Source organism: Companilactobacillus farciminis KCTC 3681 = DSM 20184, assembly GCF_002706745.1.
Lineage (GTDB): Bacteria > Bacillota > Bacilli > Lactobacillales > Lactobacillaceae > Companilactobacillus > Companilactobacillus farciminis.
The window spans coordinates 1,264,114-1,279,024 of sequence record NZ_CP017702.1; the positions used below are offsets into that span (position 1 = coordinate 1,264,114).

At 35.6% G+C, this 14,911-nt stretch carries 14 protein-coding genes; 6 read left to right on the forward strand and 8 right to left on the reverse strand.

The window, feature by feature from the left end:
• Positions 1-44: 44 nt before the first annotated feature.
• From LF20184_RS06210 to LF20184_RS06220, 3 genes are read right to left on the reverse strand one after another with little or no spacing between them, the layout of a single operon-like run.
• Complete coding sequence (locus LF20184_RS06210; protein ID WP_010019636.1) at positions 45-1,598, reverse strand: ROK family protein; 1,554 nt, start codon at positions 1,596-1,598, stop codon at positions 45-47.
• Positions 1,591-2,712 carry an S-methyl thiohydantoin desulfurase family protein gene (locus LF20184_RS06215; RefSeq protein ID WP_010019637.1) on the reverse strand — a complete coding sequence of 374 codons (1,122 nt, stop codon included), beginning with the start codon at positions 2,710-2,712 and terminating at the stop codon, positions 1,591-1,593. Before LF20184_RS06215 ends, LF20184_RS06210 begins: the two co-directional genes overlap by 8 nt.
• 27 nt (positions 2,713-2,739) lie before the next feature.
• Positions 2,740-4,089, reverse strand: a complete 1,350-nt coding sequence (locus tag LF20184_RS06220) for a purine-cytosine permease family protein (protein WP_010019638.1) — start codon at positions 4,087-4,089, stop codon at positions 2,740-2,742.
• A gap of 358 nt (positions 4,090-4,447) precedes the next feature.
• Between LF20184_RS06220 and LF20184_RS06225 the strand changes: the two genes are divergently transcribed.
• A complete protein-coding gene (locus LF20184_RS06225) occupies positions 4,448-6,208 on the forward strand; it encodes an FAD-dependent oxidoreductase (protein ID WP_010019639.1) in 1,761 nt (586 codons plus the stop codon).
• Positions 6,209-6,296: 88 nt separating this feature from the next.
• On the opposite strand, the gene LF20184_RS06230 is transcribed toward LF20184_RS06225, so the two are convergent.
• Genes LF20184_RS06230 through LF20184_RS06240 form a run of 3 tightly spaced genes read right to left on the reverse strand, consistent with a single transcriptional unit; the run spans position 6,297 to position 9,019 of the window.
• Entirely contained in the window at positions 6,297-6,794 is a 498-nt protein-coding gene (locus LF20184_RS06230) for a PTS sugar transporter subunit IIA (protein ID WP_010019640.1), read from the reverse strand.
• A gap of 10 nt (positions 6,795-6,804) precedes the next feature.
• On the reverse strand, positions 6,805-8,313 hold the full coding sequence (locus LF20184_RS06235; protein ID WP_010019641.1) for a PTS transporter subunit EIIC: 1,509 nt from the start codon (positions 8,311-8,313) through the stop codon (positions 6,805-6,807).
• A 16-nt stretch (positions 8,314-8,329) separates the two neighbouring features.
• Positions 8,330-9,019, reverse strand: coding sequence for an N-acetylmannosamine-6-phosphate 2-epimerase (locus LF20184_RS06240; protein ID WP_010019642.1), 690 nt, complete (start codon positions 9,017-9,019; stop codon positions 8,330-8,332).
• Positions 9,020-9,173: 154 nt separating this feature from the next.
• On the opposite strand from LF20184_RS06240, the gene LF20184_RS06245 reads away from it, so the two are divergent.
• The 4 genes from LF20184_RS06245 (at position 9,174) to LF20184_RS06260 (ending at position 12,426) form a co-directional block, all read left to right on the forward strand.
• Positions 9,174-9,989: a MurR/RpiR family transcriptional regulator gene (locus LF20184_RS06245; RefSeq protein ID WP_010019643.1), complete on the forward strand. Its 816-nt coding sequence runs from the start codon at positions 9,174-9,176 to the stop codon at positions 9,987-9,989.
• A 117-nt stretch (positions 9,990-10,106) separates the two neighbouring features.
• Positions 10,107-10,619 carry a VanZ family protein gene (locus LF20184_RS06250; RefSeq protein WP_010019645.1) on the forward strand — a complete coding sequence of 171 codons (513 nt, stop codon included), beginning with the start codon at positions 10,107-10,109 and terminating at the stop codon, positions 10,617-10,619.
• A gap of 38 nt (positions 10,620-10,657) precedes the next feature.
• Positions 10,658-11,542, forward strand: a complete 885-nt coding sequence (locus LF20184_RS06255) for an alpha/beta hydrolase (RefSeq protein ID WP_010019647.1) — start codon at positions 10,658-10,660, stop codon at positions 11,540-11,542.
• 80 nt (positions 11,543-11,622) lie between these two features.
• The gene (locus LF20184_RS06260) at positions 11,623-12,426 is read left to right on the forward strand and encodes an aldo/keto reductase (protein ID WP_010019648.1); all 804 of its coding nucleotides are present in this window, start codon (positions 11,623-11,625) and stop codon (positions 12,424-12,426) included.
• Between the two features lie 41 nt (positions 12,427-12,467).
• On the opposite strand, the gene LF20184_RS06265 is transcribed toward LF20184_RS06260, so the two are convergent.
• A complete protein-coding gene (locus LF20184_RS06265; protein ID WP_010019649.1) occupies positions 12,468-13,274 on the reverse strand; it encodes a Cof-type HAD-IIB family hydrolase in 807 nt (268 codons plus the stop codon).
• Between the two features lie 124 nt (positions 13,275-13,398).
• Complete coding sequence (locus LF20184_RS06270) at positions 13,399-13,833, reverse strand: universal stress protein (RefSeq protein ID WP_010019652.1); 435 nt, start codon at positions 13,831-13,833, stop codon at positions 13,399-13,401.
• A 121-nt stretch (positions 13,834-13,954) separates the two neighbouring features.
• Here LF20184_RS06270 and LF20184_RS06275 point away from each other — a divergent pair, with 121 nt between their 5' ends.
• The gene (locus LF20184_RS06275; RefSeq protein WP_056945209.1) at positions 13,955-14,779 is read left to right on the forward strand and encodes a Cof-type HAD-IIB family hydrolase; all 825 of its coding nucleotides are present in this window, start codon (positions 13,955-13,957) and stop codon (positions 14,777-14,779) included.
• Positions 14,780-14,911: the final 132 nt, after the last annotated feature.

Sequence of the window (14,911 nt, forward strand, 5' to 3'; positions counted from 1 at the left end):
TTTTACTTTTAAACTGTCGATTAATCAAATATTTCATATTTTTACTAATGATTGCTACCAACAACTTTAACCTTCACTCTTGTTGTATCTCCAGGTGCATAGGAAAGAGGAGTCTCTTCAACAGATACGGTTTCAATTGTATTATCAATTGCGCCTGCCTTAATTGCTTGTTGATTAGCCTGTGCTTCAGCATCTTTAATTGCATCTTTACGGGCGGTTTCAACATATTGATAGACCTTCTCATATTCTCCACCAATCTGAGCAATAGTTGCACCAATAGCATTAGCAACGCCACCAAATTTATCAGTATAAATTTTAGCAACACCATTCAATTCTTTAGGGGCAATAATAGAGCCACCGCCAACAAGAATAACCGATACGTCTTTGGAGCTTGTTTTCATTCTATCAATTCCATCTTCTAGAATATTAGTAATCTGTTCCATTGCCTTGTTAGCAACATCATCACTAATTTTTTCAGCAAGAGAAACGTTACCAACTTCACACATTCCTAATTTAGCAGCAATATCTGTTGTAGTAACCGTATCTCCTCCGAAAACAATAGCCTTATCAGTTATCTGATATCCAACACTGTCTGGACCAACAGTTACTGAACCGTCAGCCTGTTCACGAACAATGCTTCCACCGCCGAGACCAACAGAATAAATATCAGGCATACGGAAATTAGTTTGAATACCTCCAACAGTAACCGATTTGGATGATTCACGAGGGAATCCATTTACCAAAACACCAATATCTGAAGTAGTTCCGCCAATATCTAATACCAAGGCATCTTTTTGTTTAGAAAGGTAAGCGGCACCTCTAATACTATTTGTTGGGCCACTACCAATGGTTAAGATAGGGTGGTCTTTGGCATAGTCCATGGACATCAAAGTACCATCATTTTGACAAAGATATTGTCTTGCGTTTGTAATTCCTTCTTGTTTCAAAGCATTATAGAAGCCGTTTGTTACTAATTTAATTACTTTAAACAAAGCCGTATTTAAAATAGTAGCATTTTCTCTCCCAATCAATCCAATTGAGCCAATGGATGAAGAACAAGAAACAGGGATGTCATCTCCAAGGATATCTTTAGCTAGTTTCTCAACTTTATATTCTTGATCATTATTGATTGAAGAAAAGACTCCGACTACGGCAATACCATCAACTTTGCCTTTCCAACTTTCAAGCACATCTTTTACTTCATCGTCATCAAAGGGGACAATCTCATCTCCATTAAATTCATAGCCACCATGAACTAAAGAATATGTATTAGACAAAATTTTAGTAATATCTTCAGGCCACTCAGTGTAGGGAAGGATTGAAGCAGTGGCAGGGTAGCCTACACGAATAACTCCAACTTTCCCAAGATTATGACGTTCAACAATGGCGTTAGTTGCTTGTGTAGTGCCAAGCATTGCTTCACTAATAGATTTAACATCGATGTTACTTTGTTTAATTACCTCATGAATAGCATTATTAATACCACTCTCAATATCTTTAGTAGTATGAGTTTTAATATTTGAAATGACTTTCAAATTTTCATCTAAAATCACAGCATCTGTATTGGTACCACCAACATCGATTCCTAATTTAAACAAGTTCTCCACCTCTATCTTCAACGTAATTCTTATATCTAGTTTCAATAGGCACATAATCTACGTCATATTTAAAGTAACGTGGCCCAACTGATTTGATCCCTTCGGGAGTTCTCCATTTATCATTAGCGGGAAGTCCTAAGACGTGAACTCGTTTACCATATTTAATTTCTTCATTTGTGACTGGTTGCAATGTATCAATATCTACCATAGTAATCAGGTCGGGAGCAGTAGCTAATACTTTACCGTTAACTTTGAAGATAATATTCTCGTTTTGGAAGGAGATACTACCAGTAGAGTTTTGATCTTTATCTAATCCTTTGATTGTAGTTTCACCAAAATTAAATCCACCTTTAGTGGTATGTTCAATATCTACAATTTTTCCAGTAAATAGGCGGAAACCACTGGTAATCTTTAGTAATTCTTTTAAGGCATCATCAACAGAATCATATTCATTGGCATGTTCAATTAATTTACCAATTTTTTGACTCTTGGTAACGATTCCAAGAACTCCGGCTTCTCTTAATTCTTTTCCAGTTAATCCATCACTAGCACTGGTTGCAGTTGCCCCCATTTGAACAGTAACGTTACGACCAATTTTTTCAGCCCATACAGGGTCAATTGTATTGATCAAACTTGTATTACCACGCTCATCAGTCAATACCATCGGAGTGACCGAATGACCAGCAAGAACAAATGTAGACATTTGTAATTCAGGGAAGGCACGTCCCATACCATCAGCATCAACTATCGGCATGTTCATATCACTTGCAGCAACGATTGGCATCATTGAATTGATTCCGCCGGCTTCGATAGGGAAAGTTCCATAAATGTTCTTACCATAGTAGCTCTCCATCATCTCAAATGAACGACGAAATTCACTACCATTTGGAAATTTTTCCATTGAAACAGCAGGAGCACCAATACCAGAGGCAGAAACAAAAAGTTCATCATCTGGGGCTTCATCCGGAGACAATAATGTGACAGGACCATTTTTTTTGATCATTGAAATCGCCATTAACTTACCGATGTATGGATTGCCACCACCACCGGCACCTAATAATGCAGCACCCGTAGCAATTTGGTTAATATCTTTTTCGTATAATTCTCTACTCATATCTATATCGTCTCTTTCTTAACAAGATTATTCAGCGGTTTCTAAAGTGGTTTGTTTCTTGCCGAATAATTTCATACCGACATAGTAAATCAAACCTGAAGCAATAATTACAGTAATTGATTGAATACCCCATGTGAAGAAGTAACCGATCAATGAGCCACCGACCCAAGCAACGATTGTTACAACTGGGAATTTATCCGTATGTGTTGGCAATTCATTCTTAGCACGACTCTCATTTAGAACTTTTCTATCACGTTTAAGAATCCAGTAATCAACAAACATAATTGATGCGACTGGAGGGAACACAACACCTAGAATAGTTAAAAATGAGGAGAACTTATCAATAACACCGATAACTGATAAGAAAGTACCAATACAACCAGCAATAATAGTAACCCAGGCTCTATTCATATTTACATGAAATACTTGTTTGAAGAAATTAACAATATCAAGACTTGCGGAATAAAGATTCAAATCATTAACTTTTACAGATGATAAAACAATTAGTGCTATACCAAATAAACCAGTAAGTTGATAGATGATAGGCATGATCTTACTTGTACCGACAGCATGAGCCATTAAAACACCAATAACATTAACACCAAGTTCACCAACTAATGTTCCGATAACACAAATCCAAAAGACATCTCTACCGTTTCTTGAACGACGTGTTAAATCAGGCATGATAATTGCACCAACAATAAAGTTACCAGTAACCATTGTGATGGCTGAACTTAATGTCATTGCGGCACCAGGGGCGGCCATTGTAACTAAAGCTGTAACAGTGTGTCCCTTTAACATATTGTAAATAGCAACACCAATAACAACGATGAACGCTGGAACTGAAATATTAGTTGTCCAACTCAATCCTTTAAAGCCAAAAATAACTGAAAATGTAACAACTAAACCGGTAATGGTTGAAACTACACCGAAATTAGCATTTTTACCTAAAATTGAAACAATCCCTTGAGCAAATACAGAATTTTGAATACCAAACCAACCAATCAAACTAATTGCAAAAGCCAAACTAACAAAAGCAGAACCAATTTGTCCAAATCCTGCCCATTTTGAAAGTAAACTAGTTGCAAGTCCTTCTCGTTGACCTGCTAAACCAAGTCCATATGCAATAAATTGCAAAATAACACTGCCTAGAACTGTTGAGAGAACAGCATCTCTAAAAGACATTCCATATCCCAATTCAGCTCCTAGCATAAATTGACTCAAACAAACAAAACCACCAATTTGAACCATGAGGATTTTCCACATAGGATCTCTTTCAGCGTCAGGGACTCGTTGAGTTGAATAATCATCAAACGTTCCTTCGCTTGCTTGTGGTTCTTCTACTGCCGTAGGCGTATCTTCTTTATCCAGATCCATAAAAAAATCCTCCTAAAAAACATTGGTAATGTAATCCAAAGCCAGATGAGAGGTTGATTAGAATTGCATTAGAAATATTAGATTTATTATTAGAGTACGATAGCAGAATATTTTGTAATAATCAAGATTGTTAACTAAAAAAGCTTGAAGAAAACGATGTCATTTAGTGGTATAGGACTTTTTCCTTGATTTAGATGTAAAAAAATGTAAATCATCAACTTACAAAATATCATTAAAATAAATCTAATTTAATATAATAATGAACTTTATTATTAGATAATTTAGCTTGATTATAATAAATTTATAATGCTACCATATAATATATGTAAGCGAATACAAAATAAGGAGTGACACGTTAATGGGAAAATTTAAAGATGGCACATATGAGGGTTCCGCTGAAGGAAATGGTGGAAATATTGAAGTTAAGGTTAATATTCTCAACGACAAAATAAATACTATTGAAGTGAAAGGTTCTGGAGAGACTAACGGAGTCAGTGATCCTGCAATCGAGACTATTCCTAGCAGAATTATTGATAATCAATCCTATAATGTTGATGCTGTTACAGGTGCATCTAAAACATCAAATGGTATTAAAAATGCCGTAAAAAACGCTTTAACACAAGCTGGCGCTGAATCAGAGTTTTCTATTCGTGTTCATCAAAGTGAAGATGTTAAAGAAAATAGAAATGAAAAGACTAAATATACAAGTTCCACTAAGACTAATTGGGATTACGAGTCAGATGTTGTTGTAATTGGTGACGGTGCCGCTGGATTGTCTGCAGCAATTGAAGCTGCTTCTAACGGTGGGTCAGTTCAAGTTATCGAATATACCGCGAACCACCTATCATCAAATACAGCTTTATCAGGAGGGGTTTATTATTCTGGATGCACATCAATTCAAAGAAAAGCTGGAATTGAGGATTCCATGAAAGAATGGCGTAAATATATTGATGCAGTAAGTGATGGATATGCTGACAAGGACATGATGGATGTTTGGCAAAAGGAAGCTCCTAAGAATCTTGATTGGCTATTAGATATGGGTGTTAAATTTCCTCAAGATTTGATGTACATGTCGGGTAATGAACTAGCACTATCAAATGTGACTAAGCCTGTACCACGTGGTTACATTACAAGTAGACAAAGTGGTTCAGAAATGTCGGATGTTTTATACAAAAAAGCAAAAGAATTAGGAGTACAATTCAGTTTTAGTACACTTGCCGAACGTCTTTTCACTGATGAGAATAATGTTGTTATTGGCATAAAAACAAATAAAGGAGATTTCAAAGCTAATAAAGGCGTTGTAATTGCTTCAGCCGGTTTTTCTAGAAACAAGGAGTGGATTAGAAGTTTTAAACCTGAACTATCAACCGGCGGTTCTTTTGGGTCTGCGCGTCAACAAGGTGATGGCATTCGAATGGGAATGGACTTAGGTGCCAATATTAGTAATATGTGGATTACTCAGGCGGATACTATAGGTACACAAACTAGTGATACAATGTGGCCATGTATGGTAATTGCTATTTGGAAATTACCTTGTATGTTTGTTTCTTCAGATGGTAAACGTCATATGCCAGAAGATATGTACTATGAGTATCAGGCTAAAGAGATAGCAAAACAAGACGGTGGCTTTGTTTGGTCTATCTGGGATCAGTCTATTACTGATAAAGGCGGACAAGTGATTACTGTTCCTGCAGCATCCGATGGCTGTGAAAATGAAATCAAGAATGGATACTTCAAAAAATCAGATACAATTGAAGGATTAGCAAAACAAATTGATGTTGACCCAGAAACACTAAAAAACACTTTAGATCATTACAACGAAATGATGCGTAATGGTAAAGATACTGATTTTGGTCGTAAAACTGGTCTTAAAGAAGTAATTAAAGCCCCATTCTACGCAGCTAAGACTGTTCCTGCTGCCTGTGATACTGCTGGTGGTCTTACAATCAACACTGATTCACAAGTTCTTGATTTGTGGAAGAAACCTATTAAAGGACTATATGCAGCAGGTAGTACTACTTCTGGTTGGAGAGGGAAAATCTATCAAGGTAGTGGAACTGCCATTAGCACTGCAATTTGTTTCGGTAGAATTGCCGGTAAAAACATCATGAAAGATTAAATATACGTATATATAAAAAGAGCATCTCTTCTAATTTACGTGCACGCGTTGCGTGTGTAGATGGAAGGGATGCTCTTTTAAATTTATTTTATTTTAATGTAACTGACATAATCTCATCTCCATTATTGACAGAAGATGTATCATTAGCAGTCATTTCGGCTTTTTCGACCTTATCAGCCGTATTAGTTACAATTGTTAAAACAACAGTATCTTTACCAGCGTCTTTAACTTTATTAAGATCCATTGTGGCAATCAAAGTATTAGCTTCAATTTTGTCGCCCTCATTAACCTTAATCTCAAATGGTTCGCCATTTAATTCAACAGTATCTAATCCCATATGAACCATAACTTCTAGACCATCGTCAGTTTCTAAACCAATCGCATGTTTAGTTTTGAAGACTGAAGTTACTGTGGCAGTGATAGGAGAGTATACTTTTTCATCTTCAGGAACGATGCCAAATCCTTCACCCATAACTTTTTGAGCAAATACAGGATCAGCAACGTTTTCTAATGCTTGAACTTTACCGATGACGGGTGAACTTAATACATCAGTAGTTTTTTTCTTTCCAAATCCAAATAATCCCATTTTTATACCTCTACTTATCTGTACCTAAAATACCATTAATTTCTTGACTATATAAATCGGCTTTTCCACCATAAACGGCTTGTAATCCACCACTTACATCAAGAACTGCTGTCGCACCAAGATCTTTTAATACTTTTTTATCAACTTTCTTATTATCGTCAACGGCGATACGAAGTCTTGTGGCACATGCTTCAACGCTTTGGATGTTTTCTGCACCACCTAAGGCATTGATAATTTGATTTGATTGTTCGTGCAAGCTTGAATTTTTATCAGCTGAAGATTCAGAAGATGAACTATCATCATCGTCGTCATTCATTCCTGGAATTGCTACGTGGAATTTACTAATACAGAATCTGAATACCACGTAGTAAATCACAGCCCAAATCAATCCAAACCAAATTACTGTAGGCCAATTTGTTTTATCTTTTCCTTGTAAAACACCAAATAGTAAGTAATCGATAAATCCACCTGAGAATGAGTTACCAATTCTGATATTTAAAATATCTGCAAAATAGAAGGATAAACCATCAAGAAATGCGTGAATTACGTAAAGCCATGGAGCAACGAACAAGAAAGTATATTCTAGTGGTTCTGTAATACCTGTAAGGAATGATGTAAGACCACCACTAAGGTAAAGGCCACCATCTTTCTTTCTATTTTTCTTAGGAAGTGAGTGATACATGGCTAAAGCTGCTGCAGGGAGACCAAACATCATTGTTGCAAATCTTCCAGCAAAGAAACGTGTTCCATAAGTGAATAAACCAATATGATTAGGGTCAGCTAATTGAGCAAAGAAGATATTTTGTGCTCCGACAACTGTGTGTCCTGCAACTGAAGCAGTACCACCAAGAGATGTGTACCAGAACAAAGGATAAATTGTATGGTGCAATCCAACAGCACCTAGTAAACGTAATAGAAAGCCATAGAAGAATGTACCAATACTTCCCATTTTAGCAATCGCATGTCCGGCAATAACTAATTGAGATTGAATAGGTGGCCAGATCATGAAGAAGATAGCACCAATAAAAATTGCAGCAAAAGATGTAATAATTGGAATAAATCTTGAACCACCGAAGAATCCTAAGAACTGTGGCAATTCAATTTTACGATAACGATTATGTAAGAATGAAACCATACCACCGATAACGATAGAACCAACAACACCAGTATCAATAGTGGTTCCCTTTGGTGAAAATAGCTGAATCAAGCCGGCAATAGTGGCCGTGTAAACTAGAAATGCTACGGCACCAGATAATCCGGCGGTACCTTTATCCCCATTGGCCAATCCAACCGCTAGTCCGACCGCAAAAATCAATGCAATATTTGAGAAAACAGCATTCCCTGCAAAATTCATAATCTTCAAAATAGTTTGTAACCAATCCATAGCAAGCCATGGATATGCTTTGACGGCAGCTTCGTTAGTTAAAGCACCACCTAATCCGAGAAGAAGACCAGCTGCTGGCAAAATTGCAATTGGCAACATAAAGGCTCTTCCTAATTGTGAAAATTTCTTAAACATAATTTATTTTCCCCCTTTACTTTAGAGCTGTTATAAATCTTTGAGCAATCTCTAGTGGTCTTGTGATTGCACCACCGACAACGATTCCAGTAGCACCCATATCTTGAATTTTACGAGCCTGTTCAGGAGTATGAATTTTACCTTCAGCGATAACAGGATAACCTGCATCTATATAAGCTTTGATTAAGTCGATATCCGGACCATCTTTTTCAACACTTTCTTCTGTGTAACCACTCAATGTTGTTCCAACAAAGTCAACGCCTGCCTCATAAGCATTTTTTCCTTCTTCAAAAGTTGAAGTATCTGCCATTAATAGTTGATTGGGATACTTTGCTTTAATTTCTTTGATAAATTCAGTAACAGTTTTACCGTCGTGTCTCTTTCTCAAAGTACAATCAAATGCAATGACTTCAACACCGGTTTCGTGTAGTTCATCAATTTCTTTCATCGTGGCCGTGATAAATGGCTTTTCCGGTGGATAGTCTTTTTTAATAATCCCGATAATAGGTAAGTCAACTACAGCTTGTATTTCTTTGATATCGCGAACGGAATTAGCTCTAATCCCAACAGCTCCAGCACGTTTTGCAGCTATGGCCATTAAAGGCATTACACCTCCATTTTCTGTATAAAGTGGTTCACCAGGTAATGCTTGACAGGAAATAATCAAACCACCTTTAATTTGATCAATAAATTCTTTTTTATTCATTCTCCAATTTACCTCCAAAAATATTTATTTTGGATTATATTCTCCACAAATGACTATAAAGCATCAAATAGTTTTTGTAAACCCTTTCTTTTTATGATTCAAAAAAATCTTTCAAAATTGTATAATCAAATAAGAGAAATTATGGAGTGAAAAAATGAATATCGACAATCTTATTAAATCTAAATATGAAACATTAACGAAATCTGAAAAAAAAGTTGCACAATATATTACTAACAATAAAAAGTCCGTCATATATGGGACTATGGAGACAATAAAAAAAGACATCGCCGTTGGCGATGCCACAATTGTACGTTTTTCAAAAAAACTAGGGTTTTCTGGTTTTAACGATTTAAAAATTGATTTAGCAAAAGATGAATTAACGGAAAATAATATCGATTCAAGTCATGACTATTACGATGATATTGCCGATCACTTAATGTCGACTATCAAAGACACAGCATCTTTAATCGATCCTAATGATTTAGAAAAAGCAATAGAGCTTATTTCTAATTGTCGAAAGCTTTATTTATTTGGAGTAGGACACAGTGGGGAAACTGCCTTAGATTTCTCTAAAATGTTATTGCGTATTGGATTGATAGTGCATGCGGAAACAGATTCTCATTTTCAAGCTCAAATGGCTTCTATGTTGTCCAAAGATGATTTAGTTATTGGAATTTCTTTGTCTGGTGAGACTAAGGACACATATACATCTCTAAAGATGGCTAAAGAAAATGGTGCAAAAGTAATTTCGATTACAAATAACAATTTATCTTCAATTGCACAAATCAGCGATATAACGCTACGAACTTCGGTAGAAGAGTTTCTTAATGGTGGTTCATTAGCGGGGCAGTTGTCGCAATTGTACTTGTGTGAAGTCTTGATCCATGGTTATGAAAAGCAAAATGAAATTGATACTGTTTCAATTAGAGAAAAAGCATTACGGGCTATTATGAAGAAGAGAATTAAATAGAACTTCAAAAAATCCACATTAACTTCAAACTTTCATCAAAATTTCTTAAGCTAGTTTAAATACTCGTCCATTAAAGTAATACCTAACAATTAAGAAAAAAGATGAAAGGAGAAGAATATGCGATATATTCCACTATTAATAATCCTAACCTTAGCTATCTGCTTGGGATTAATCATTCTCAACTTAGTAAAAGACTTTGAAAAGAAGCGTTTTAATCTAGTCAGTTTAGTTTATTTAACATTTCTAGCAATAATTTTGTTCACGCCAATTTCGTTTGATGGCTCTTCAGTTTACGTAATGCCAGCCGGTATTGGACAGGTGAACTTGCATAAGTTAGATATATTAGAACTAGGGTTTGCCGAAAATATCATTTTGACCGTACCATTGGGCTTTTTGATCAAGTATTATTTGCCAAAAATTTCTATTATTTCAATGGCACTTGTAGGATTTTTTACTGGAGGATTGATTGAGACAACTCAATTTTTCTTATCCCACATTTTCTTGATCAATCGTACGAGTGATATCAACGATGTAATTGCCAATGCCTTAGGAATCGTCGTTGGATCTATCTTGATGATTGCTTATGAAAAAATTATTGAAAAAACTTCATCCAAACAGAGTCACGTCTAGTCTATGTTAAAATTATCGTGTAACTGGAGGCGCTTTCAATGGAAGAAAATATTACTGAAGCAATTTTACAGATGAGAAAACAGTTTAAGACTCAAGATGATAAACGGGATGCAGGTCTACCAACCGAAATTCCTGAAGTAACGAGAATTGATAATTTGTCATATGGTCCAGATCCAAAGTGGAATTTGTTGGATATTTATTTGCCAAAAAATGTCACTAAACCGATTCCTATCATTATTAACATTCACGGTGGTGGCTGGTGCTACGGAACTAAGGAAACCTATCAATTCTTCGGCCTAAATTGGGCTAAACGTGGTTTTGCTTTTGTTAATGCTAATTACCGTTTGGCACCGGATGTAGAGTTTCCAAAAGAGTTAGATGATGTAAACCAATATGTTCATTTTGTAGCTCAACACGCTGATGAATATAACTTGGATAAAAATAACGTCTTCCTGATGGGAGACAGTGCGGGTGGTCAAATGGCGGAACAATACGTCACGATTTTGACTAATCCCAAGTATCGACAATTATTCAACTATGAAATGACGGATTTGAAATTTAAAGCAGTTGTCTTGAATAGTGCTGCTAATTTCATGGCTGAGCCTAACGCTATCAATGGAGCTGTGGCTGGTTATTTTACTCCAGAATCGGTTCGAAAATATTCAGAACAATTAAATGTTGAAAAATACATTACTAAAGATTTCTTGCCAACGTATATTTCCACGGCTAATCAAGATTTCTTGCGCAACAGTGCTTTTAAAATGGATGGCTTTTTAACTGCCAAAAATATTTCTCACATTTGCAAAATGTATGGCGATGAGAAGAGTCCACGCGGACATGTTTTCTTGATCAATCAAAAAGATGAACTGGCTAAAAAAGCTAACGATGATGAAATGGCGTTTCTCAAGAGTTTCCTTAATTAGTTAGTAAAATGATATAATGTAAACGCGTTCTATTTAATTAAAATTATTGTGGAATGACTCAAGAGAATGGAGAAATTTGTATGCAATATAAAGAATTTAGTAATGGTGTATCAATTCCAATGTTAGGCTTTGGAACTTACAAGATTGATAACGCCGATGTTCCCGCTGCTATTCAAGGTGCTTTGGATGCTGGATATCGTCACTTCGACTGTGCCCACATTTATGGTAACGAAGCGGCTATCGGTGAAGCTTTTAAGAAAGCCAACGTTGATCGAGAAGATTTGTTTATCACTTCAAAGGTTTGGAACGCTGATCAAGGCTACGATAAGACTTTAAAGGCTTTTGAACAAACTTTGACAGACCTTCAAATGGACTACTTGGATCTATACTTGATTCACTGGCCAAATGAAGATAACTTTGATTTGACGCTTGATACTTGGAAAGCTATGGAAACACTTTATGAACAAGGCAAGGTGAAGGCTATTGGTGTATCAAACTTCTCAGAGGACCAATTGAAGAAAGTCTTTGCAATGTGCAAGGTTAAGCCTATGGTCAACCAAATCGAACGTCATCCATACAAGGTTCAAGAGGAATTGGGTAAATTTGACGAAGACAATGGTATTGTTAACGAAGGATATTCACCAATTGGACATGGTCACTTGATTCTAGAAGATGAAACTATCAACAAAATCGCCGAAAAGCATCATAAGACTGCCGCTCAAGTAGTATTGCGTTGGCATATCGACACAGGTTTTGTAGTCTTTCCTAAATCATCTAAAGTTGCTCGTGTTAAGGAAAACTTTGACATTTTCGACTTCAATTTAAATGAAGATGAAATTAAAGCTATCAGTGCTTTGGATCAAGACAAACATTTGAATTACTAATCAAAAAGGGAATTGAAGCAGTCGACTTCAATTCTCTTTTTTTAGACAAATTTTGCCAATGCTTTACCGACGCCATCGTGATTGTTGTCAGTAGTAATGTAGTCGCAGACAGCCTTGGTACCAACAGTGGCATTTTTCATTGCAATTCCTAATCCAGCAGTTTCTAATAAAGGAATATCATTGTCGCGGTCACCAAAGGCAATGATCTCGCTTAGTTCTATGTTTAGATGGTTGGCTAAATGTTTGAGAGCATTTCCCTTATTGACATTGTTAGGAAAAATCTCTAAATAACCAATACCAGTTCTAACGACGAAGTAATCGCTAAATTCAGCTTTAATAAAATCAGTAATGCGATTGATTTTTTCTTCGTTGCCATTGATTACAGCTTTAGTTATCTCGAAATCACTTGGCATTTCTTCAGGATTTCTGATGTGTAAGCCGTCACCATTTTCAAAAGCCATTGCGATGGTAAAAGGATCAATATCAGAATGATTACTAGTATAGACGTTGCCACTCACATCGAAGACACAGTAAGATAGAGAATTTTTATCGACAAAATCAACGAAATAATGATAAAAAATATTTGGCAGAGTATTTTGAAAAATAATATCACTGTTGAGATTTTCGATGATGGCGCCACCGTTAGTGATCATATATTGATTTGTTCCATAGATACCCAATTGTTGAGCATATTTGTACATTGCTTTGTGTGGACGACCGGAACAAAGAACGACCTTAATATTTCTTTCTAAAGCTAATTGAATTTGAGCTTTAGTTTGACCAGAAATAGTTTTGGCGCTAGTTAATAAAGTATCATCAATATCGATGGCAATTAATTTGTATGTCATATCGAAACTCCTAACTATATTTTATTTAGCAATTATAGTTGGTAAGTTAATATTGAGATACAAAAAATTGGTAATTTAAATTTCTTTATTTGAATAAAACACTTTCTTAAAAAATCATTTTATGTTATTCCACAATTAGTACTTGGCAAGAAACATTATTTTTTAAAAATCGAGCTATTTTACCTAAATTGGTGCGTCGATTATTATTTTTTCCAAATTTTCCGATTACTAATAGATCGATTTTTAATCCTCGGACCAAATAATCAGCAATTATTTTTTTAGGATCACCGATTCTTAAGAAGGTATCTGTGATGGGATAGACTGTCATCATAAATTTTTGATTTAAATCATCGCGGGCTGCTACTACTTCTGGATCATCTTCGTAGTTGACCATCTGTAGAATACCGTCATCTTCATTTAAATAATAATCTTCCACGACACGGGTCAAATAGAGATTGGCGTTGCATCGTTGTGCTAATTGGACAGCTTGATTGAAGGCACGATTAGAGTTTTGTGAGCCATCGATTGCCACGAGAATATTTTTTGTATGTGGGGTCATTTTAACCTCCTATTTAATAAATTATATATAATTATATAATAAAAAATACTCTTGGTTTTATTTTTAGGGAATAGTTATCTTTTTGTGATATGATATAAAGATGTTTTTAAGGAGGCAATTTATGACCATTAAATTAGTAGCTTTTGACATGGACGGAACTTTCCTCAATGATCAAAACTCTTATAACCATCAACGCTTTGGAGAAATCCTACAAAAATTACGTGCCAAAGATATTCATGTGGCAGCAGCATCAGGCTCTCAATATCAACGTTTGCTCAATCAATTTGATGAATTTAACCAAGAAATGGACTTCGTTTCACAAAATGGTGCGGTCGTTCATAGTGCTGGTCAACCATTATTAGTTCAAGAAATTCCAGCGGATGCAGTCAAAAAGACTTTGGATGTGATCAATCACCAATTTGCACCTAGTGATATTGCTGAACACTTAGTTGTTGGCTATAAATCAGCTTATGTTGATGAAAATATTTCTCAAGCTTCATTTGATATGACTTATCGCTACTACAATCATCTATTGCGTGTACCAAATTTGGCTACGGCTACACCTCAACGTTTAGAAGACCAAATTACTAGTATCGGAGTAACTTTTGATTCTAAGGTTGACTTCAATGCCAAGATGAAGAGCTTACGTGAAATGTTGCCACTAGGTTTATCTAGTCAAACTTCTGGATACAATACAGAATTGATCAGTGAAGATACAGTTAATAAGGCTGCCGGCCTTCGTGAACTTCAAAAGAAATATAATGTGGCTGACGATGAAATCATGACTTTTGGCGATAATGAAAATGATTTGCCAATGTTAAAAATCACACCACATAGTTATGCCATGCAAAATGCTGAACAAAAGATTAAAGATCAAGTTGCAAACGTGACTGATTCAAACAATGACGAGGGTGTCTTGAATGTTCTCGAACAATTAGCTTCTTAATGAAAAGGTAATCCAGGTGATGGGGTATCTTTTTTATTTGTCAATCAAATAATGCAAACAAATTATTTTTTAATCGTAAAGAAATCCAATAAGAATATTGAAGAACTGATAAGCTTTTGACACAACTAAAGC

Bases quoted from the DNA above. Each gene is read 5' to 3' on its own strand.
- LF20184_RS06215 (WP_010019637.1), bottom strand. From the start codon at position 2,712: ATGAGTAGAGAATTATACGAAAAAGATATTAACCAAATTGCTACGGGT.
- LF20184_RS06220 (WP_010019638.1), bottom strand. From the start codon at position 4,089: ATGGATCTGGATAAAGAAGATACGCCTACGGCAGTAGAAGAACCACAA.
- LF20184_RS06225 (WP_010019639.1), top strand. From the start codon at position 4,448: ATGGGAAAATTTAAAGATGGCACATATGAGGGTTCCGCTGAAGGAAAT.
- LF20184_RS06230 (WP_010019640.1), bottom strand. From the start codon at position 6,794: ATGGGATTATTTGGATTTGGAAAGAAAAAAACTACTGATGTATTAAGT.
- LF20184_RS06235 (WP_010019641.1), bottom strand. From the start codon at position 8,313: ATGTTTAAGAAATTTTCACAATTAGGAAGAGCCTTTATGTTGCCAATT.
- LF20184_RS06240 (WP_010019642.1), bottom strand. From the start codon at position 9,019: ATGAATAAAAAAGAATTTATTGATCAAATTAAAGGTGGTTTGATTATT.
- LF20184_RS06245 (WP_010019643.1), top strand. From the start codon at position 9,174: ATGAATATCGACAATCTTATTAAATCTAAATATGAAACATTAACGAAA.
- LF20184_RS06250 (WP_010019645.1), top strand. From the start codon at position 10,107: ATGCGATATATTCCACTATTAATAATCCTAACCTTAGCTATCTGCTTG.
- LF20184_RS06255 (WP_010019647.1), top strand. From the start codon at position 10,658: ATGGAAGAAAATATTACTGAAGCAATTTTACAGATGAGAAAACAGTTT.
- LF20184_RS06260 (WP_010019648.1), top strand. From the start codon at position 11,623: ATGCAATATAAAGAATTTAGTAATGGTGTATCAATTCCAATGTTAGGC.
- LF20184_RS06265 (WP_010019649.1), bottom strand. From the start codon at position 13,274: ATGACATACAAATTAATTGCCATCGATATTGATGATACTTTATTAACT.
- LF20184_RS06270 (WP_010019652.1), bottom strand. From the start codon at position 13,833: ATGACCCCACATACAAAAAATATTCTCGTGGCAATCGATGGCTCACAA.
- LF20184_RS06275 (WP_056945209.1), top strand. From the start codon at position 13,955: ATGACCATTAAATTAGTAGCTTTTGACATGGACGGAACTTTCCTCAAT.